The 20997-nt window shown below is 41.5% G+C and carries 12 protein-coding genes; all 12 read left to right on the plus strand.

The genetic code is table 11. The features are described from left to right. Positions 1-23: 23 nt before the first annotated feature. Positions 24-3275, plus strand: coding sequence for a carbohydrate binding domain-containing protein (locus G590_RS20665; protein WP_022765686.1), 3252 nt, complete (start codon positions 24-26; stop codon positions 3273-3275). Between the two features lie 187 nt (positions 3276-3462). Further along, entirely contained in the window at positions 3463-3771 is a 309-nt protein-coding gene (locus G590_RS19250; protein WP_196802486.1) for a zf-HC2 domain-containing protein, read from the plus strand. A 12-nt stretch (positions 3772-3783) separates the two neighbouring features. After that, positions 3784-5973, plus strand: a complete 2190-nt coding sequence (polA, locus tag G590_RS19255) for a DNA polymerase I (RefSeq protein WP_022765688.1) — start codon at positions 3784-3786, stop codon at positions 5971-5973. Further along, on the plus strand, positions 5960-6589 hold the full coding sequence (gene coaE, locus G590_RS0110845) for a dephospho-CoA kinase (RefSeq protein WP_022765689.1): 630 nt from the start codon (positions 5960-5962) through the stop codon (positions 6587-6589). Before polA ends, coaE begins: the two co-directional genes overlap by 14 nt. Beyond that, positions 6589-8772, plus strand: coding sequence for a cell division protein FtsA (locus G590_RS0110850; RefSeq protein ID WP_022765690.1), 2184 nt, complete (start codon positions 6589-6591; stop codon positions 8770-8772). Before coaE ends, G590_RS0110850 begins: the two co-directional genes overlap by 1 nt. Then, a complete protein-coding gene (locus G590_RS0110855; protein ID WP_022765691.1) occupies positions 8772-9569 on the plus strand; it encodes an MBL fold metallo-hydrolase in 798 nt (265 codons plus the stop codon). Before G590_RS0110850 ends, G590_RS0110855 begins: the two co-directional genes overlap by 1 nt. A 26-nt stretch (positions 9570-9595) precedes the next feature. Continuing rightward, complete coding sequence (locus tag G590_RS0110860) at positions 9596-9868, plus strand: ACT domain-containing protein (RefSeq protein ID WP_022765692.1); 273 nt, start codon at positions 9596-9598, stop codon at positions 9866-9868. A gap of 36 nt (positions 9869-9904) precedes the next feature. Further along, positions 9905-11269, plus strand: coding sequence for a PFL family protein (locus tag G590_RS0110865; RefSeq protein ID WP_022765693.1), 1365 nt, complete (start codon positions 9905-9907; stop codon positions 11267-11269). A 24-nt stretch (positions 11270-11293) separates the two neighbouring features. Next, positions 11294-12049: an SIMPL domain-containing protein gene (locus tag G590_RS0110870; protein ID WP_022765694.1), complete on the plus strand. Its 756-nt coding sequence runs from the start codon at positions 11294-11296 to the stop codon at positions 12047-12049. Between the two features lie 23 nt (positions 12050-12072). Then, entirely contained in the window at positions 12073-14403 is a 2331-nt protein-coding gene (locus tag G590_RS0110875; RefSeq protein WP_022765695.1) for a glycoside hydrolase family 9 protein, read from the plus strand. A gap of 35 nt (positions 14404-14438) precedes the next feature. Beyond that, positions 14439-16919, plus strand: coding sequence for an MMPL family transporter (locus G590_RS19260; RefSeq protein ID WP_022765696.1), 2481 nt, complete (start codon positions 14439-14441; stop codon positions 16917-16919). Between the two features lies 1 nt (position 16920). Then, on the plus strand, positions 16921-20988 hold the full coding sequence (locus G590_RS0110885; RefSeq protein WP_022765697.1) for a hypothetical protein: 4068 nt from the start codon (positions 16921-16923) through the stop codon (positions 20986-20988). The last annotated feature ends 9 nt before the right edge of the window (positions 20989-20997 follow it).

Here is a 20997-nt window from a genome sequence, read left to right on the forward strand (position 1 = left end):
AAGTTATGGGTAAGGAGAAGCTTATGAAAAAGTTTAGACGCAGAAGTTTAAGTGTAGTTGCTATGTCAGCTATGCTTGCTTTTACCGGAATATCTTTTCCTGTAAATGCAAGTGCTGCAAAGGGGGCAGAGACTGACAGCGATGGTTATTCACTTGTGTGGGCTGATGAGTTTGACGGCGGAGAGCTGAATACATCAGACTGGAATGTTGAGCAGCATGAGCCCGGATGGGTAAATGCAGAACTCCAGAGATACACAGGACTCGATGAGGGTAACATTGAGGTAAATGATGGAAATCTTATAATCAAGCCTCATGTGACTGATTCTGAAGAAAATGCTTCAGAAGAGGACAATGAGGAGCCTGCAGAGGTAAAAGAAACAGATGTTGACTTTACAGTTGATTATGGCGCAGACACTTCTGAAACAATTGCAATACAGGTTAACTTCGGACTTATCGGGGACGGTTTCGAAGAAACATCAGCAGCTGCCAATGTAACAATTTCAGAAGTTTCATTAAAAGACATAACAGATGAAGAGAATCCTGTTGATATTATTACCGAGTTTGATGGGAACTGGATTGGAGGAGTAACTTCTCCTGCGGCAGGAAGCTTCTCTTTTAACAACGTATCAGCATTTCTTACAATTGAGAATGCCGGCGAGGCAAACTGGAACTTCCAGATTCAGAGACAGGGACTTACTTTTGAAACAGGTCATAAATATGCATTTCACATGAAAGCATCATCCGATGCTGACAGAGCAGTAGAACTCAGTGCACTTGATCCTGACAATAACTATGCATGGTACGGCGGAACAAAAGCTCTTATTGAGGGAAGTGCTGCAGAAGGCGGAAACAGTTCATCGGGTAGCGGAAAAAGAGAGATTACATCAGGCAGAATCACAACTCAGGGCAAACATGATTTCACATATGGACGTTTCGAGGCAAGAGCCAAGGTTCCTGCAGGCCAGGGATATCTTCCTGCTTTCTGGCTTATGGCTACAGATGAAGGACTTTACGGACAGTGGCCTAAGTGTGGCGAGATAGACATCATGGAAGTAATGGGACAGGACACAAGCAAGTCCTATCACACTATCCACTATGGTTACAGCTCGGGAACAGGACATAAAGAGAACCAGGGAAGTAAGACACTTTCAGACGGTTCATTTTCCGACGAATTCCATACATATACACTTGACTGGGATCCCGGCAAGATTACATGGTATGTGGATGGAGAGGAAGTTTACACAACAAGCGACTGGTATACAGGAACTGATGATGATAATCAGGTTACATATCCTGCACCGTTTGATCAGGATTTTTACATCATTCTTAATCTTGCGGTAGGCGGTAGCTGGGTAGGATATCCGGATGACGACGTCTATGCCAATATGAATGACCAGAGCTACGAGATAGACTATGTAAGAGTTTATCAGAAGTCTGCAGAAGAGTATGCAAGACTTGAAGAAGAGTGCAAGCGCCCTGAGAAGGAAATCAGCTTCAGAGAGGCCGATGAGAGCGGAAACTATATCATAAACGGCGATTTTTCTAAAGAGATCGGTATTGACGGGGATATCAATGCTGATAAGGACAACTGGAAGTTCCATACAGAGTCGGATGCGTCCGGTGCAACATACGCTATAAAAGATAATTCAATAAAAGTAACACCTGACAAAGCAGGTTCACAGAATCACAGTGTTCAGCTTAAGCAGGAAAATGTGCCTATGTACAAAGGATGGGAGTATGAGCTCACCTTTGATGCAGTGGCAGACGAAGAAAGGGATATTGTTGTAGATGTAGAAGGTCCGGACAGAGGTTGGACCAGATATATGCAGGATACAACTGTAAGAGTGGGCACTGAGAAACAGAGCTATTCCTACACATTTACCATGAACGACAAGAACGATCCAAACAGTTCTGTTGAATTTAACTTTGGTAAGAATACACCTACATCAGCCGTAACAATTTCTAATGTCAGACTTGTACATAAATCAGGAGATGAAATTGTAGACGACAATGCCAAGTCAATCAGACCCGACGGTAACTATGTCTATAACGGCTCTTTTGATCAGGGTGACAGAAGGCTGGGATACTGGGAATTCAGTGAGGATGATTCACAGTATATTTCAGTAACAAACGCAGGAACAAAGAGAGAACTTAAAGTGTCAGTACCGGAAGGAAAGACTGTAACAATAAGACAGTCTGCACTTTCACCAATCGGAAAAGGACAGTACGAATTATCACTTAATGCAAGGACTGAGGACGGTACAGCGGATGGGCTTACTGTTAATATGGCAGGAAATACTTATGTGCCCGAACTTACAGCTTCTGATACAAAGTTTGCCAAGAAGCTGAACTATGACGTTGATCTCGACAGAGATGCATCTAATGTAGAGCTCACCTTCAAGGGAGCAGGAACATATTTTGTTGATAACGTATTCTTTACAGAGTCAGCACTTATTAAGAATGGTTCATTTAATGCAGGACTTTCTAGCTTTAGTCCATACATTGATTCACAGGTAAAGGCAAATTATGTCGTAGATAACATGAACGGCAACGACAACACATTTGCAATTACAATTCAGGACACAGTTGCAGAGACTGATGCAAATAATTGGTACGTTCAGCTTAATCAGGACGGCGTTACTCTTGAACAAGGTAAGAGCTACAGATTATCGCTCCGTATGAAGTCTTCAATTGAGAGAAAAGTTAAATATTGCATGCAGCAGTTTGAAGGCGACTGGACTAATTATTCAGGAAACGGCCCTGTAACAATCGGACCTGAATGGAAAACATTTACAACAGAGTTTAAGATGGAATACCCGACAGATACAAATACAAGATTCAATGTGACTATGGGCTCCATCGACGGCGAGAGAATTTCAACTCAACATGACGTATTCATTGATGATATAAGCCTTATTGAGATAGATGAGGCATCAGTAGAGCCTCAGAATCCTGATCAGCCCGGAACAGATCCGACAGTTGAGCCCCAGAATCCGCAGAACCCTGATGAGCCCGGAACAGATCCGTCAGTTGAGCCCCAGGATCCACAGAATCCTGATGAGCCCGGAACAGATCCGTCAGTAGAACCCCAGGATCCGCAGAATCCTGATCAGCCTCAGGAGCCTGACCAGCCTCAGGAGCCGGATGAGCCTGAGCCTGAACCTCAGCAGCCTGTTATTGTACTGCCGATTATACAGATAATTGCCCCGGTTGTAAGGACAGTTAAGAAGGTTCTGTTTGCAGTAACAAGCATACTGAGAAGATTATTCTGGTAATAACATATATACCCTACACATAGCTCCCCGATAATAACACCTCTGTTATCGGGGAGCATTCACGTTGTAGTTTTCGTTGTAAAATCAGAGGATTTGTAGTATCCTATATCTTGTAGAATTGCTTGTAAAATGGCCTTTTTGGCATACAACATGTTGAAGACTAATTGATATGATCGAATGCAAACAGATGGAAAAGTTAATTCCGCAGTTTCTGGATGATGATCTGGATAATCAGGATCTTTCTGATTTTCTGGATCATATTGACTCATGTCCTGAGTGCAAGGAAGAACTGACAATCCAGTTTCTGGTACGTGTAGGTATGCAGAGGCTTGAAGACGGTAATACTTTCAACCTTGCACAGGAGCTTGAGAGAGAACTCACAGAAGCCAAAAAGAAAATGCACCGAAGGAAAACTTTGGTGCTTATTAGTTACGTACTTGAAATTTCGGTTGCAGCCTTATTTGCACTTTGCATTTTACTTACAATTGCGCTGTGATGTAGGAGATATATGTCAGATAATACAACTATCATTGATGGAAACAAATTAATAAGAGATGCTTTCTATGCTATTCCGGACTTTACCGATTCTGAGGGCAATCACATCAGCGGTCTTTACGGAGCTTTCTTTAAACTCAAAGAGCTTTTGGCAGCGCCTGATTTAAAGGCTTTAAAGCTGACATTTGATTCAGATACAAGCTCTTTTACGGAAGACGTTAAATGGCAGATCGGAAGATTTGCAGAACTTATCGCATCAATCGAAGGGGCAGATACAGACTCGGAATTAGAAGTGACAGAGTCTGTAAAATCTTCAGTTGATGAAATATTAAAGAGTCTTTCACCTTCCGGAAGCGTCAAAGAACTTCCGAAGTTTAAGCATACACTTACTGTGACATCTGATCTTAGTGAGGTCGAGAAGATATTCTCTAAGGCTGCTGAAAGCGCTGGGAGTAAGACTGACAGATTTGTTGGATATCATTTCGTTACTGAGAGAAACGGCAATGAAAAATCCTCTGTAGAAGCACTTGGACTATCGCTTTGCTTTGATGATGAGAATGCATACTATATACCTGTTGTGAATTTTATAACTGCTTCATATCTGGGACAGAAACTGTCAGAGCTCAGTCAGAAGGCATCTCTTTCAGGTTTTGACATGAAAGATGACTTCAGATTCTATGTTCCTACAGAGATGAAAGAAAGAACTTCCGGCTACAGCAAAGATGATACCGGCTATAAGAGCAGTGTAAGAGCCTTTGATGTTCTTATAGGTGCATATGTTATCAATCCTATCAAGAATGATTATCAGATATGGGACATTTGCAGCGAATATCTTGGAATCCCGCTTCCTAAAAAGAGTGATGTATTCGGCAAGGAGAAACTCTCTGTCTGCGATGAGAACATTGTTGCCGATTATGCAGGCAAGATTGCTGCTACATGTTATATGGCTGCTCCCATAATCAGGAATAAATTGGAAAAGACAGGTATGGAAGAGCTCTTTTACAATATAGAAATGCCTCTTTCATACATTCTCTATGCTATGGAAGATGAAGGAATCATAGCAAAAAGAGATGCACTCAAGGAATACGGTGACAAACTTCAAGTTCGTATCGAAGAACTTGAGAAACTGATATATGAAGCTGCAGGATGTGAGTTCAATATCAATTCTCCCAAGCAGCTTGGTGAGATTTTATTTGAGAAGCTTGGGCTTCCTGCCGAAAAGAAGACTAAATCCGGCTATTCGACGGCAGCTGACGTGCTTGAGAAGCTTGCGCCCGAGCATAAGATAGTTGCAGATATACTTGAATACAGAGGACTGGCCAAGCTTAAATCAACTTATGCTGACGGACTTGCTGCTTTCATAGAGAAGGACGAGAGGATACACACAAGCTTTAATCAGACAATAACTGCAACCGGACGTATCAGCTCAACAGAACCGAATCTTCAGAATATACCTATGAGAACAGAACTGGGAAGGCTTATCCGAAAGGTCTTTGTGCCCAAGGATGGTTATGTATTTGCCGATGCGGATTACTCACAGATTGAGCTAAGGATCCTTGCGCATATGTCAGAGGATCAGGGACTGATAAGCGCTTATCACGAAGGCGATGATATTCACAGAATAACAGCATCCAAGGTATTTCATGTTCCTTTTGAAGAGGTAACGCCACTCCAGAGACGTAATGCCAAGGCAGTTAACTTTGGTATAGTTTACGGGATCAGTTCTTTTGGCCTGTCTCAGGATCTTTCCATATCAGTTGGCGAAGCCAAGGAATATATGGAGAAGTATTTTGAAACATATCCGGGAGTAAGGGACTATCAGAACAGAGTCATTCAAGATGCCAAGAACAAGGGCTATTCTGAGACGATGTTCGGAAGAAGACGCCCTATTCCTGAACTAAAGTCCGGCAATTACATGATGAGACAGTTTGGTGAGAGAGTTGCGATGAACGCCCCTATACAGGGAACTGCTGCAGATATAATGAAGATCGCAATGATAAATGTCTTTTACAGGATTAAAAGAGAGAACTTGAAATCCAGACTGATTTTGCAGATCCACGACGAACTTCTTATAGAAACCGCACCTGATGAGATAGAGCAGGTTTCGGATATACTTACAAAAGAGATGGAGAAGGCAGTAGAGCTGTCAGTCCCGATGGAAGTAGACTGCCACACAGGAAGTGACTGGTATGAAGCAAAATAAGTTAAAATCCGGAGAGACGAATATAATAGGCATCACCGGAGGCGTTGGTGCAGGAAAGAGTGCTGTTCTCGGATATATCGAAGAGAACTACAATGCCAGGGTGATATATTCGGACAATGTGGCCAATGACATCAAGAAAAAGGGCTATCCTGCCTATGATGAGCTTCTTGCTCTTCTGGGAGACGGAATCCTTGATGAAACCGGTGAAATAGACAAAAAGAAAATGGCTGAAGCCATTTTCGGCAATGAAAAACTACTTTCCTCAGTCAATAATATTTTGCATCCTGCAGTAAATACATTTATTATTAATATAATAGACAATGAGCGGGAAAAGGGAGAGCTGGACTTTGTATTTGTGGAAGCAGCTCTTTTGATAGAGAACGGTTACAAAAATTTTGTGGATGAGCTTTGGTATGTATACGCGGATGAGTCCACAAGAAGAAAGCGTCTTAAGGAATCCAGAGGCTATACCGATGAGAAGATTGACAAGATATTCGGATCCCAGTTGGACGATAAAACTTTCAGGGAGAATGCGGATTTCGTAATTGATAATTCAAAAACCCTGAAAGAGGCTACAATGCAGATCGACAAAAAAATCGGGGAGTGGAAAGCATAATGGCAAGCTTAGAACAGGCAGATCAGAAGGTAGTATACGGACTGGACATAGGAACCAGAAGCGTTGTCGGAACAGTGGGTTACATGAATGACAACCAGTTTAATGTTATTGCTCAGGCTGTTGAGAAGCATGAGACAAGAGCTATGCTGGACGGACAGATCCACGATATAGGCAAGGTTGGAGCCACTATCAGGAAGGTGACTGACAAGCTTGAACAGCAGACAGACATTCATCTTACAGATGTCTGCATAGCTGCTGCGGGTCGTGTACTTCAGACAGTCAGGACCACATATGATTATGAGTATCCGGACAACCATACCATAACCGATGAAGATATCTATAACCTGGATTCAGCTGCTGTAGAGCAGGCATATTCAGAGTTTCTTAATAAGAACACATCCGACCTTAAGTTCTACCTGGTTGGTTATTCCGTTATGCATTATTATCTTGACGGCTATCAGATTGCAAATCTTGAGGGACATAATGCGGGCAAGGTGAGTGTTGAGCTTATTGCCACATTCCTTCCGGATGATTGTGTTGATGGTCTTTATAAGGCATGTGAGAGAGCAAATTTAAATGTTGCAAACCTCACTCTCGAGCCTATAGCAGCCATGATGGTTGCTATCCCCGACAGATTCAGGATGCTGAATCTTGCACTTGTTGATGTGGGTGCAGGAACTTCAGATATTTGTGTAACTGACGATGGTTCGATAACCGCTTACGGAATGCTTCCTATCGCAGGTGATGATATAACAGAGATAATTGCACAGCACTGTCTGGTTGACTTTAATGCTGCAGACGAGATCAAGATCAAGGCAAGTCATCAGGAACAGGTTGATTATGTCGACATCATGGGCTTAAATAAGACAATTTCTTCCAAAGAGATTGCAAGAATCATCAAGCCCAAGGTAGAGGAGATGGCTCAGAAGGCAACGGATGAGATAAAGCGCCTTAACGGTGATAGAGCTGTAAGCGCTGTATTCGTAGTCGGCGGAGGTGGATGCGTGCCAGGATATACCAAGGCAATTGCCAAGGATATGGATATTCCCGAGGAGCGTGTCGCACTTAGAGGCGAGGAAGTAATGAAGAACATTACTTTCCTTAATAATGACGGAATCGACAGAGATTCACTTCTTGTAACTCCTCTTGGCATTTGTATAAGCTACTATGAGGAAGCAAATAACTTTATCTTTGTTTCATTCAACGGAACACAGACCAAGATTTATGATAACGGTAAGCTCCAGATCGTTGATGCTGCCATGCAGGCTGCATTCCCCAACGAGGATCTTTTCCCTAAGCGCGGAGCGGAGCTCAAATATACTGTTAACGGCAAAGAGAGAACATCCAGAGGTGAGCCGGGTGAAGCTGCCGTAATACAGCTTAACGGTAAGCCTGCTGATATTCACTCCAAGATCCATGCAAACGATATCATCAACGTAACGCCGTCAACAGCCGGCGCTCCCGGTAAGGCTACAATCGAGAATATACCTGAATTCAAGACCAAGTTTAATGTCAATGTAAACGGCAAAAACGTTGAGGCATCAAGATATGCTACTGTAAACGGAGAAGCACAGACCGGTTATTATGACATAGCAGCCGGAGACGATGTCAAGATTCTTGATTATAATACAGCTGCACAGATTGCTGAGCTTATGGATATAAAGCTAACAGAAGATATGGTAATTATCGTCAACAATGAAAGAGGCGATGCCAATACTCCTGTTTACGAGAACTTCAAGGTTGAGTTCAAGGATCAGGAAGATATGATCATGGATTATTACAAGGATTTCCCGAGTGCCGATGAAATGGCTGTTTCTCAGGCTAATGAGGAATCCTATGAGAATATTGATTATGAAGCAAGGCTGAAAGCTGATAAAGACGGTCAGCTTACTTTCGATGATCTTCCGGATGATGACGGAACCTATGAGAAGTCTGAGAGTGAAGAATCTGAGACTGAAGTAGTAAGGAATATCCTTGCTCATGATCTTCACATTATTGTGAACAACGAAGCTATTACACTTCATGGCAAATCAGATTATATCTTTGTAGATATTTTCGATGCCATCGACTTTGATCTTTCAAAGCCAAACGGAAGGAGCATTGTGACTACACTTAACGGCTCTACACCGGATTATATGCAGCCTATAAAAGAAGGCGATAAGATAGAGGTTTATTGGAAATAATGCGATTTACAAGTATTGCCAGCGGAAGCAGCGGAAACTGTACTTATGTGGGTTCAGACAACACCCATATCCTTGTGGACGCCGGAGTTAGCAAAAAGAGAATCGGTGAAGGACTGGAGCAGCTCGATCTTAGTTTTGATGATATAAACGCGATCTTTGTGACTCATGAACATGCAGATCATATTGCTGCTATCCGTACAATCCTTAAAAAGCACCACATACCAGTATATGCCACAGAAGGCACCATTACCGGAATAAGAAATTCTGATAAAAAGGGTGAGATTGATTTTTCATCCTTTATTCCTGTCAGAGTAGATGAAGCCGTAGTAGTTGGTGACATGATAATAAATCCAATGAGAATTTCCCATGATGCCCTTGAGCCCTGCGGTTATAGGGTGTATTGCGGAGACAAGAAGGTTGGCATCGCAACAGACCTTGGCTGCTATGATCAGTATACAGTCAGCGCTCTGTCAGGTTGCGATGCACTTTTATTGGAAGCCAATCACGATGTGAGGATGCTTCAGACAGGACCTTACCCTTATATCCTAAAAACCAGAATCCTTGGGGATAAGGGACATCTTTCCAATGAAAAGAGCGGAGAGCTTCTGTGCAGTCTTTTAAATGACAGAATGAAAGGCATTTTCCTGGGACATTTGTCCAAGGAGAACAATCTTCCTGAACTGGCTTATGAAACAGTAAGGGTTGAGATTGAAATGGGAGATACACCTTATCATGGCAATGATTTCCCGATAATGGTCGCGGAGAGAAGCTGCCTTTCACCTGTGATTGAGTTCTGAGAACATATTAAACGGAGGAGAGTGTTATGAATAAAACTATTATTACTGTAGTAGGAAAAGACACAGTGGGGATCATCGCCAAAGTCTGCACATATCTTGCAGAGTCCAAGATCAATATTCTTGATATTTCCCAAACAATTGTAAGCGGATATTTTAATATGATGATGATCGTTGATATGTCAGGAACAGACAAGGAGTTTAACACTGTTGCTGATGATCTTGAGTCTCTTGGCAAGGAGATCGGAGTTGTTATCAAGTGCCAGAGAGAAGAGATATTTGATTCAATGCATAGGCTGTAAGCGCAACTACCTTGTGAAAAAGTAGAGGATTAAAAAATGATTAATATATACGAGGTCGTAGAGACCAATGAAATGATCGAGAAGGAAAACCTGGATGTCAGGACCATCACCCTTGGTATTAGCCTTATGGACTGCATTGACAGTGACCTTGATAAACTTTGTGACAATATTTACAACAAGATTTATGACACGGCAAAAGACCTGGTAAAAACCGGAGATCAGATTGCAAGGGAATTTGGTGTTCCGATCGTCAATAAGAGAATTTCTGTGACACCCATAGCACTTATAGGTGGAGCAGCCTGCAAGAAGCCTGAGGATTTTGCAAAAATTGCTGCCACTCTTGATAAAGTAGCCAAGGCTGTAGGTGTTAACTTCATAGGAGGTTATTCCGCACTTGTAAGTAAGGGCATGACTGAGTCCGACAGAATGCTTATTGAATCCATTCCGCTGGCACTCTCAACAACCGATGTTGTATGCTCATCAATAAATGTAGGTTCTACCAAGACCGGTATCAATATGGATGCCGTAAGACTCATGGGAACCATTGTAAAAAAGACTGCTGAAGCTACCAAAGAAAAAGATTCTTTGGGCTGTGCAAAGCTCGTTGTATTCTGCAACGCACCGGATGATAATCCGTTTATGGCAGGAGCCTTCCATGGTGTAACAGAAGCTGACAAGATAATAAATGTCGGTGTCAGCGGACCCGGAGTTGTTAAGACAGCTCTTGAAAAGGTAAGAGGTGAGAACTTCGAGGTACTTTGTGAGACTATCAAAAAGACAGCTTTCAAGGTTACAAGAGTTGGTCAGCTTGTTGCACAGGAAGCATCCAAGAGACTTGGAGTTCCGTTCGGTATCATAGACCTTTCACTTGCTCCTACACCTGCAATCGGAGACAGTGTAGCTGATATTCTTCATGAAATCGGTGTTGAGCATGCCGGAGCACCGGGTACAACCGCCGCACTTGCCCTTTTGAATGATCAGGTTAAGAAGGGCGGTGTAATGGCATCTTCATATGTAGGAGGACTTTCAGGAGCATTCATCCCTGTAAGTGAGGATCAGGGTATGATCGATGCGGTTGAAGCAGGTGCCCTTACACTAGAAAAATTAGAAGCCATGACATGCGTATGTTCCGTCGGACTTGATATGATAGCAATTCCCGGAGATACCAGGGATACTACAATAGCCGGTATCATTGCGGACGAGATGGCAATTGGTATGATAAACCAGAAAACAACTGCTGTAAGACTGATTCCTGTAATAGGAAAGGGAGTTGGTGAAACGGTTGAATTCGGTGGACTTTTGGGATATGCACCTATAATGCCGGTTAACAAGTTTTCCTGCGATGAATTTGTTAACAGAGGAGGAAGAATTCCGGCTCCGGTACACAGCTTCAAGAACTAACTGTATTGTAATGGAGGAGAAGATATGGAAAATACAAAGACAAGTAAGAGCTGGGTAACAGCTCTCATAATAGGACTTAGTATTGTTGCAAGTTGCTGTGTGATTGCACTTGGTCTTTCTCATTTCAGGTCAGAGAGTGTACATACAATTTCTGCAACGGGAAGTGCCAATGTAGACTTTGAGTCTGATCTTATTATATGGAGAGGCTCTTTTTCCGCAGCTGATTACACATCAAAAGCTGCCTATGACAAGATTAAGAAAGACAGTGCAGTTGTTAAAAACTATCTTCTTGCGAACGGAATCACCGAAGATGAGATCATCTTTAATTCAGTTGATATATGGAAGACTTACAGAGATATCTATGATGATAATGGCAACTATATAGGCAGGGAACAGGATGGTTACAGCTTATCTCAGTCTGTAAGCGTAACATCAACAGATATTGATAAGGTTGAGAAAATATCAAGAGACATCTCAAGCCTTCTTGAGACAGGAGTTGAATTTGAATCTCAGGCACCTGAATATTACTATACAGGCCTTGATGATCTTAAACTCTCACTTATTGAGCAGGCAACAGCCAATGCCAGAGAGAGAATAGATATTATGGCCAAGAATTCAGGCGCAAGAGTCGGCAAGCTTCGTAATTCCAATCTTGGTGTATTTCAGATAACGGCCACTAACTCAGGTACAAGCAGCTATTCATATGACGGTGCTTTTGATACAACTTCAAGAAATAAGACAGCTTCAATAACAGTTAAGCTGGAATATGATCTTAAATAAGGTTAAACGGGAGAGTTTGGGAAATGAAAAGGGATACTTTGAAAAGGATTTTTGCTGCAGGTATATCAGCAGTCCTTGTGTTTAGCATGACAGCCTGTGCCGGTAACAATGCACCTGAACCGGCGGCTACAGAGGAATCGTCACAGCAGGAAGTTCAGGAAGCTGTTGAGGAACAGCCGGCTGAAGATAGAACACAGGAGTCTGAAGAAGCTAAAGAGACTCAGGAACCTGAAAAAGAAGCGGAACCAATTGAACTTACAGGCGAGAACATGCTGGATAACGGCGACTTCTCAAATGGAGTGGATCCATGGATGACTTTCTGTCAGGACGGTCTGTGCGAGCTTTCTACTACAGGCGATGGTGAACTTGATGTTGATATCAAAAGCCTTGGAACCGTAGCGCATGGCGTTCAGCTTTATCATGACGGCTTTTCGCTGGATGAAGGCTGTGTTTACAAGCTGTCTTTTGACGCATATACAGATATAGACAGCAAAATTCTTGAAATCAGATTTCAGTTAAACGGCGGTGACTATCATGCATATTTTGAGAATCACCAGGAAATCGGAAAAGAGAAACAGACATACGAATACACTTTTACAATGACTGAAACCGGAGATCCTGCTCCGAGATTTTGTATAAATATGGGTGTTGTGGATGATACAGATCCCAAGACACCTGAGCATCACGTATATCTTGATAATTTCGATCTTACCCTGATAGATGCAACTAACAGAGTTGCAAGCAGTGGAGGAAATGATATGCCTGATATTGCAGTAAATCAAATAGGATATCTTCCCGGAGCTTATAAGAGCGCAACACTTAAAGGTTCTACTCTTGGAAAGACTGCCGTTCTTATCAAGGAAGATACCGGTGAAACCGTATTTGAGAAGGATATCAATAACAGCATTGATGATCCTGATACCGGTGAAAAAGAAGCTATATTCAATTTCTCGGACATCACGGATGAGGGAATGTATCACATTGAAGCAGGAGATGTTGTGTCTCATTCATTCAAGATATCTGATGATGTTTATGAAGATGCTTTAAAGGCTTCAATCAAAATGCTTTATTATCAGAGATGCGGCACAGAACTTACTGCTGATCTTGCCGGTGAATTTGCTCATGCTGTTTGCCACTCGGATTTGGCGGTTTTGTATGAAGATAATTCAAAAAAGCTTGATGTTTCAGGCGGATGGCATGACGCAGGAGATTATGGAAGATATTCAGTGGCAGGAGCTAAGGCTGTTGCAGATCTTCTTCTTGCTTATGAGAACTATCCGGATGTATTTGACGATGCTTTGGGAATTCCTGAGAGCGGAAACGGAATCCCGGATATCCTCGATGAAGCAAAATATGAACTTGACTGGCTCTTTAAGATGCAGAGAGATGACGGCGGTGTTTATCATAAGGTAACATGCAGAAACTTCCCCGGAGAGATTATGCCTGAGGAAGAGACGGACGAACTTGTGATCATGCCTGTGACAACAACTTCAACTGCTGATTTTGCCGGTGTTATGGCGATGGCTTATCGCGTATATGCTGATATCGATCAGGATTATTCAAATAAATGTCTTGATGCAGCCAAAAAGGCTGCTGAGTATATTGAAAAGACTCCGCGAGACAAGGTCGGTTATAAGAATCCTGAAGATATTGCAACAGGCGAATACGAAGATGTTTATGATGTTGACGAAAGATTCTGGGCATATGCAGAGCTCTTTAAGACAACAGGAGATAAGTCTTACGAGGAACTGCTAAAGAACGAGCTTCCTGATAACGGATATTCTCTCGGATGGCAAGGCGTAGCCGGTTATGGTGCTTATGCATATCTTACATCCGAAGGTGCAGATGCTGAATTGACTAAGCTTGTAAAAGACGAAGCTGACAAAATGGGTAAGAGTATAGTATCCAATGCTGCCAAGTATTCTTATGGTTCATCTATTGTAGGAGCTTACCCATGGGGAAGCAATCTTACTATAGCCAATAACGGTCAGTATATGCTCATGATGAAAGACCTTATTGATACCTACAACAAGAATGTTGCAGATATGCAGCTCAATTATCTCTTTGGAAACAATGCTACAGGATACTGCTTCTTTACAGGATTCGGAACTATTTATTCGGATCATCCTCATCACAGACCTTCCCAGGCTAAAGGAGTTACTGTCCCGGGAATGCTGGTTGGAGGACCAAACAGCGGACTTAACGATCCGTATGTTCAGAATGTATTAAAGGGTACTGCAAGTGCAAAGTGCTATGCAGACAATGCACAGAGTTACTCAACAAATGAAATAACAATTTACTGGAATTCACCTCTTATCTATCTTCTTGCAGGTGAAATTGCAGAAACTAAATAATTATAAAAAAATAAATCTTATGTGGGGTTAGGGTTATGGAAGAAAAAGAAAAAGCTGGTAACAGCTTTATGCTTAAGATTTGCGCTTTTATCGTTGATAAACGCAATCTGTTTTTCCTTATTTATGCAATTTTAGGTATTTTTGCATTTGTGGCCAGCAAATGGGTAAGCGTAGAAAACGATCTTGCTTTTTATCTGCCAGGTACAACCGAAACAAGACAGGGACTTGATCTTATGGAGGAACAGTTTACCACCTACGGCACTGCAAAAGTGATGGTGGCAAACATCTCCTATGATCAGGCTCTTGAAATACAGAAACAGGTTGAAGACATTGAGGGTGTGTTTTCTGCCGATGTTGATGATTCTAAAGACCATTACAACAATGGTTCAGCTCTTTTTAATATAACCTTCGACTATGACCAAAAAGATGAGCAGGCTCTGGTTGCTCTTGATAAGGTAAAAGAGTATTTTGAGCCTTATGACACATATCTGTCTACGGAACTCGGCGATGTACACTCAGCTCTTATCGAAAAAGAGATGAGTGTCATTACGGTTCTTGTTGTCTTTGTAGTACTTGCTGTACTTCTTTTTACCTGCGAAGCATATGCAGAGATACCCGTACTTCTCATTACTTTTGGAAGCGCAGCACTGGTTCAGATGGGAACGAATTTCTTCCTTGGAACCATTTCTTTTGTATCTGATTCTGTAACTATAGTATTGCAGCTGGCACTGTCTGTTGACTATGCAATTATTTACCTTAACAGATACAAAGAAGAACTGTCTAAAAATCTTCCCTACAGAGAAGCAACAGTTATTGCACTTACAAAATCCATTCCTGAGATTACAGGAAGTTCGCTTACCACAATAGGTGGTCTTGTTGCCATGCTCTTTATGCAGTTTGGCATCGGCGTTGATCTGGGTATTGTGCTTATTAAGGCTATTATTCTCAGTCTTATGTCGGTATTTCTTTTGATGCCCGGTCTTATCATGGTATTTTCCAAGCTTATGGAGAAGACCAAGCATAGGAACTTTGTACCTCCGATTCCTTTCGTAGGCAAATTTGCTTATTCATCAAGATATATTGTTGCCCCTTTGTTTGTAGTGGTAATCATCATCGCTAATATCGTTTCTTCAAAAACACCGTATGTTTACGGATATACCAAGATCCATCCGCCGCTTACCAATGAAGTACAAGTAGCGCAGAATCTTCAGGATGAAAACTTCCCTACAGATCCTATGGTTGCTCTTGTATTTCCATCGGGAGATTATGAAAAAGAGAAAAAACTTATCGATGAGCTTTTGACTTATGATGAAGTATCTTCCATAACAGGCCTTGCCAATACAGAGGCTATCGGTGGATATACACTTACAGACAAGCTTTCACCAAGACAATTCTCTGAGCTCCTTGATATAGACTACGAAATAGCAGAGCTTGTATATGCAGCATATGCTGTTAATGACAAAGATTATGCTAAGGCTGTCAACGGACTTGCCAATTACAAAGTACCTCTTATTGATATGTTTATGTTTGTGTACCAAGAAGTTGAGGAGGGCTATGTAACCCTTGATGATGAGCTTATGCAGAAGCTTGAAGATGCAAACAGGATGATGAATTTTGCCAAGAAACAGCTTCAGGGTCCTGATTACTCAAGAATTCTCGTTTATATGAACCTTCCCGAAGAATCGGACGAGTCTTTTGAATTTATACAGTGGCTTCACAAGATTACGGAGAAATACTACGACGAAGATAAGATCTATGTAGTAGGTAATACAGTAAGTGAGTACGATCTTTTGAAGTGTAATGCAAGGGATACCAAAGTTACATCTGTAATGTCGGTACTTGCAGTACTTGTAGTGCTCTTGTTTACATTTAAATCAGCAGGTATGCCGGTTCTTCTTATTGCTGTTATTCAGGGATGTATCTGGATCAATTTCTCATTCCCTGCAATTCAGCATGAGAATCTTTTCTTCCTTGGTTATCTTATCGTTAGTTCTATCCAGATGGGTGCCAATATTGATTATGCGATCGTTATTGCAGGAAGATATACTGAGCTGCGTGAGAGAATGGGTAAAAGAGATGCCATCATTGATACAATGAATCTTTCGTTCCCGACAATCATCACATCAGGTACGATGATGGCTGTTGCAGGTATTCTCATAGGTAAGATGACATCTGATGCCGTAATTTACGGAATTGGAAAGTGCCTCGGAAGAGGAACAATTATTTCCATTATTGTCACAATGTTTGTTCTTCCTCAGATTCTGCTTGTTGGTGATAAGGTTATTGAACTTACGGCATTTGTAATGAACATGCCTCTTCAGAACAGACAGGTTGCAGGTGCTATGAGGATTGACGGAGTTGTAAGAGGACATATCGACGGAACCATAAACGGTGTCGTACATGCTGTTGTTAAAGGCAATGTCAGCGCTTATATCGAAAATGGAGACGTCAAGATGATTGATGAGAATAATGAAGAGGAAACCGCCCCGAACGGTCCGGAAGGGGAGGGCATTTGAAATGAAAAAGAAATTAATTGCTTCGCTTTTAGCTTTAGCTTTGTTTACCACTTCAGGACTTGTTGTATTTGCTGAAAACGAACCTGAAAATGCTGAAACAACAGATCAGGATGTAATAACTACAGGAACACAGGAACGGGCACAGGAGAATAAGGTAGATGTAGATGCGGATATTGAAGATGATATCGCAGCTTCTGTACCCGAGGAGATTGAAACTGTTAAAATCTCCACAGCTGATGAATTTCTTGAATTCGTCAATAATTGCAAGCTTAATACCTGGTCGGACAATAAAAAAGTTCTGCTGACGGATGATATTTCTTTAGTTGGAAAAGAGTTTTATGGAATACCGGACTTTGGCGGTGTTTTTGACGGTCAGGGTCATACAATTTCAGAAGTGAATATTTCAAAAGGCCAGTCATATATCGGCATGTTTATTCACGTTGAAAAAAATGCTGTCATTCAGAATCTGAATGTATCAGGCAGTGTTATACCTTCCGGAAGCCCTGTTATAGTCGGTGGAATAGCCGGTGAAAACTATGGAACAATCAGGGAATGCTCTTTCAAAGGTGTTATTAAGGGTAACGACTACATTGGCGGAATCGTAGGAATGAACCAGCTTTCAGGAAATGTTTCTTTCTGTACATCTGAAGGCTTTATAAGTGGTACTCATTTTACCGGCGGAATTTGTGGCGAAAACATGGGCAATATCGCAAATTGCCGTAATGAAGCCATGGTAAACACAACAAATACCGATACCGAGATCACTGTTGATTCTATGGAAAGTCTCAATAAAGTACTTAATCTTATCAAGAACGGAATCAACAAAGAAGACGATGAGGCTAATTCAGATGTGACAGTATCCGATACAGGCGGTATTGCGGGTCTTTCAATAGGCATTATTTCCAGATGCATAAACAATGGTGAGATTGGATATGAACACGTTGGATATAACGTTGGAGGTATAGCAGGTAGACAATCCGGCTATTTGTTAGGCTGTTCCAATAACGGCAAGATTAAGGGAAGAAAAGATGTCGGTGGTATAGTAGGTCAGGCTGAGCCTTATATTCAGATTGACCTTGCATCAGATATTGCATATCAGCTTTCTGAAGCTATTGCCAAGCTTCATGATACCGTGTCAGCGACACTGGCAGATACCAAGAATCAGTCTGATGTTGTATCTGCAAGGCTTTCTGTTATACAGAAATTCACCGGACAGGCAGTAGAAGATACAAGATATCTTGCAAACGGTACGATCAATTATGCCAATGATATTTCGAGTGCAACAAATGAAGCATTTTCAAGAGTTGAGTATGTAATGGATGAGTCCTCTAAAGACGGAGGTCCTATTGATAATCTTTCCAGTGCTGCCGGTAATACCAAAAAGGCAAATGAAGACCTCAGAAAGGCCGTTGGAGATCTTGATATTGAAAGCTATATAAAAAGTGATGATGAGAGACAGCAGTATGAAACTGCCAAATCCGGTATTGCTGCAGGAACCGAGATTTATGAGAGAAGCTATAATAATTCGTATAAAGTTTACTATAATCTTTATGTAAAAAACCATAGAGATAACAGTGATTACAACAAAGAAGACGGTGGCACCAAGAGTGCAGATATTCTATACTACAATGTAAACGATGTTCTTGTTGATGATAGTAGCTGGCCTATTGATTCGGATCCTTCAGATTCAAGAGTTACAGAGATCATTGAATCAGGAGAAGGAGCTTTTACCGCCGGTTCATGGAAACATAGTGACGGTACTGCATTTCCTGCAACTGATTCCACTAACGACAGTTCATTAAGCTCGAAAGCAACTAAAAAAGCACAGCAGGATGCAAATCAGTATGCAAGAAGAACATATGTTAACCCTGTAACAGGTTCAACAAATTATGAAAAAGATATGCAGACTCAGGCTCAGGTACTGGCACAGATTTACTCAAATCATGCCGGTGAGATGCATGAGGCTACGCGTACAGATGCTCAGTCTGCAGTCGCTAATTTCGATGCAGCCTCTGAAAACCTGCAAACTGCCGGAGAGCAGACAAAATCAATAATCAGCGATATTGCCGGAAGGGATGATATAAGATTCCCAAGACTTGATGATGAGTACAGAGCCCATACCAACAGTCTTGCTGACAATATGGCAGCAATGAATGACAACTTTGGACTTTTGAATTCGGAGATGAATAATGCCACAGGCGTTATCGTGGGTGACCTCCAGGCTGTAAATGATCAGTTCAACAATATTCTTAATCTTTATACAGATGCGCTGGACGGTGTTCTGGACAAAGATTATACAACTATGTATTCAGATGAATCATACAAAGAAGCTGCATACACAACTGATGCAACTGTAGATTCGTGCTTCAACTTCGGAAAATGTGAAGGTGACATTGACATATCCGGTATTGCCGGAACAATGGCAATTGAATACGAGTTTGATAAAGAAAGTGATATTACCGGTATTAAAGATGCCAGTCTTAATTCGTCTTATATTACCAAATGTGTTCTCAGAAACAACAGGAACTACGGGAATATAGAGAGCCAGAAGGACTATGCGGGAGGTGTGTGCGGCCTTCAGGAGATGGGTACCATTCTTAACTGTGGAAGCTACGCCAAGATAGAGTCAACAGACGGAAATTATGTCGGCGGTGTTGCCGGATCATCAGTATCTTACATAATACAGTCTTACGCAAAAGGTGAACTTGATGGAAATACCTATGTCGGTGGTATTACCGGTGATGGTATGCACATCAAAGACTGCCTTACACTTGTAAGCGTTAATAGGGCAGAAAACTGGTATGGAGCAATATCCGGTCACATAGCGGAAAATGGTGAAGTAAGAAACAACTATTTTGTAAGTGACGAACTTGCAGGAATAGACAGAGTCAGCTATGCGCTGAAGGCAGAACCCATAAGCTATGCGGCTGTTCAAAAGAACGAAGTATTTGAAGAGATTCAACAGGATACTGACGAGAGTGAGAAAAAACTTGAAGTTGTTCCACTGAGTACCGGAAATGATGAAGAGATAGAAAATGAAGTAAGTTACAGAGATCTGCCTTATGAGTTTTCAAATATCACAGTAAACTTTATTCTGGAAGATGAAGATATTGATGGCGGAAGCGAAAATATCGACAGAATGAACAAGAAGTACGGTGAGAGCTTAAAGCCGGAAGAATATCCTGATGTTCCTGAAAAAGAAGGATATTATGTGGAATGGGATATTCCGGAAGTCGACAGGCTTGTCTGTGATACTACAGCAACTGCTACATACAAGCTTTATCGCACAACCATAGCAATTGATGATTCTGAGGATCGTCATCAATCGATTCTCCTTGTAGATGGTAATTTTAAGGATGATGATAAGCTTGAGGCCGTCAGGACAGTAAAATACAGTCCCGAAAACAGCAACAGTCTGGAAGATATGGAAGTAATCGAACTTAGTATTCCTGATGACGGACAAGCTGTTCACCGGATTCGTTTCAGACCTGACAGCGGTTACAACGGATTTGTAAATTTCTTCTCTAAAATCACCGGAGCAGGTAATTATGCGCTTTATGAAGTTACTGATAATACCAGAATAGAACTCGAGCCAACAGGCAAGATGGGTGCATATTCCACATATGAACTTGAAGGAAATACACATACTCTTTCTTATGGAATAAGCAATCCTGATAACATCGGACTTATAATTATTGCAATATTTCTTTTAGCTATTGTCCTGATTATTGTTATAATAATCATTGTGGTCAATATTATTAAGAGACATGGCGGAAAAGTTCCTAAATTATTCGGCATCTTCGTCATGAAGGTTTCTGACAGATTAGAAAACAAGGAATCAATATTCTTTGATGATACTGACCCGGTTCAGGCAAAAGTAAGAGAAAAGATTGTTGAAACTGCGGATGAGATAAAGGAAGAAAAAGAACTCAAAGAAATTACTGAAGAAATTTCAGAGTATAAAGAGGAGCTTGCAAAAGAAAGAGGTGAAAAAGCTCCAAAGAAGAAAGAGTTTGACAGTAAAAAATACAAGAAGATCCGTCGTAAAAACAAGAAAAACAAAAAGTAATAAAGCTTT

Source organism: Butyrivibrio sp. XPD2006, assembly GCF_000420865.1.
GTDB lineage: Bacteria > Bacillota > Clostridia > Lachnospirales > Lachnospiraceae > Butyrivibrio.

Coding starts and splice junctions, on each gene's coding strand:
- polA (WP_022765688.1), top strand. CDS start 3,784: ATGTCAGATAATACAACTATCATTGATGGAAACAAATTAATAAGAGAT.
- G590_RS0110860 (WP_022765692.1), top strand. CDS start 9,596: ATGAATAAAACTATTATTACTGTAGTAGGAAAAGACACAGTGGGGATC.
- G590_RS0110850 (WP_022765690.1), top strand. CDS start 6,589: ATGGCAAGCTTAGAACAGGCAGATCAGAAGGTAGTATACGGACTGGAC.
- G590_RS0110865 (WP_022765693.1), top strand. CDS start 9,905: ATGATTAATATATACGAGGTCGTAGAGACCAATGAAATGATCGAGAAG.
- G590_RS0110870 (WP_022765694.1), top strand. CDS start 11,294: ATGGAAAATACAAAGACAAGTAAGAGCTGGGTAACAGCTCTCATAATA.
- coaE (WP_022765689.1), top strand. CDS start 5,960: ATGAAGCAAAATAAGTTAAAATCCGGAGAGACGAATATAATAGGCATC.
- G590_RS0110885 (WP_022765697.1), top strand. CDS start 16,921: ATGAAAAAGAAATTAATTGCTTCGCTTTTAGCTTTAGCTTTGTTTACC.
- G590_RS0110875 (WP_022765695.1), top strand. CDS start 12,073: ATGAAAAGGGATACTTTGAAAAGGATTTTTGCTGCAGGTATATCAGCA.
- G590_RS0110855 (WP_022765691.1), top strand. CDS start 8,772: ATGCGATTTACAAGTATTGCCAGCGGAAGCAGCGGAAACTGTACTTAT.
- G590_RS20665 (WP_022765686.1), top strand. CDS start 24: ATGAAAAAGTTTAGACGCAGAAGTTTAAGTGTAGTTGCTATGTCAGCT.
- G590_RS19260 (WP_022765696.1), top strand. CDS start 14,439: ATGGAAGAAAAAGAAAAAGCTGGTAACAGCTTTATGCTTAAGATTTGC.
- G590_RS19250 (WP_196802486.1), top strand. CDS start 3,463: ATGGAAAAGTTAATTCCGCAGTTTCTGGATGATGATCTGGATAATCAG.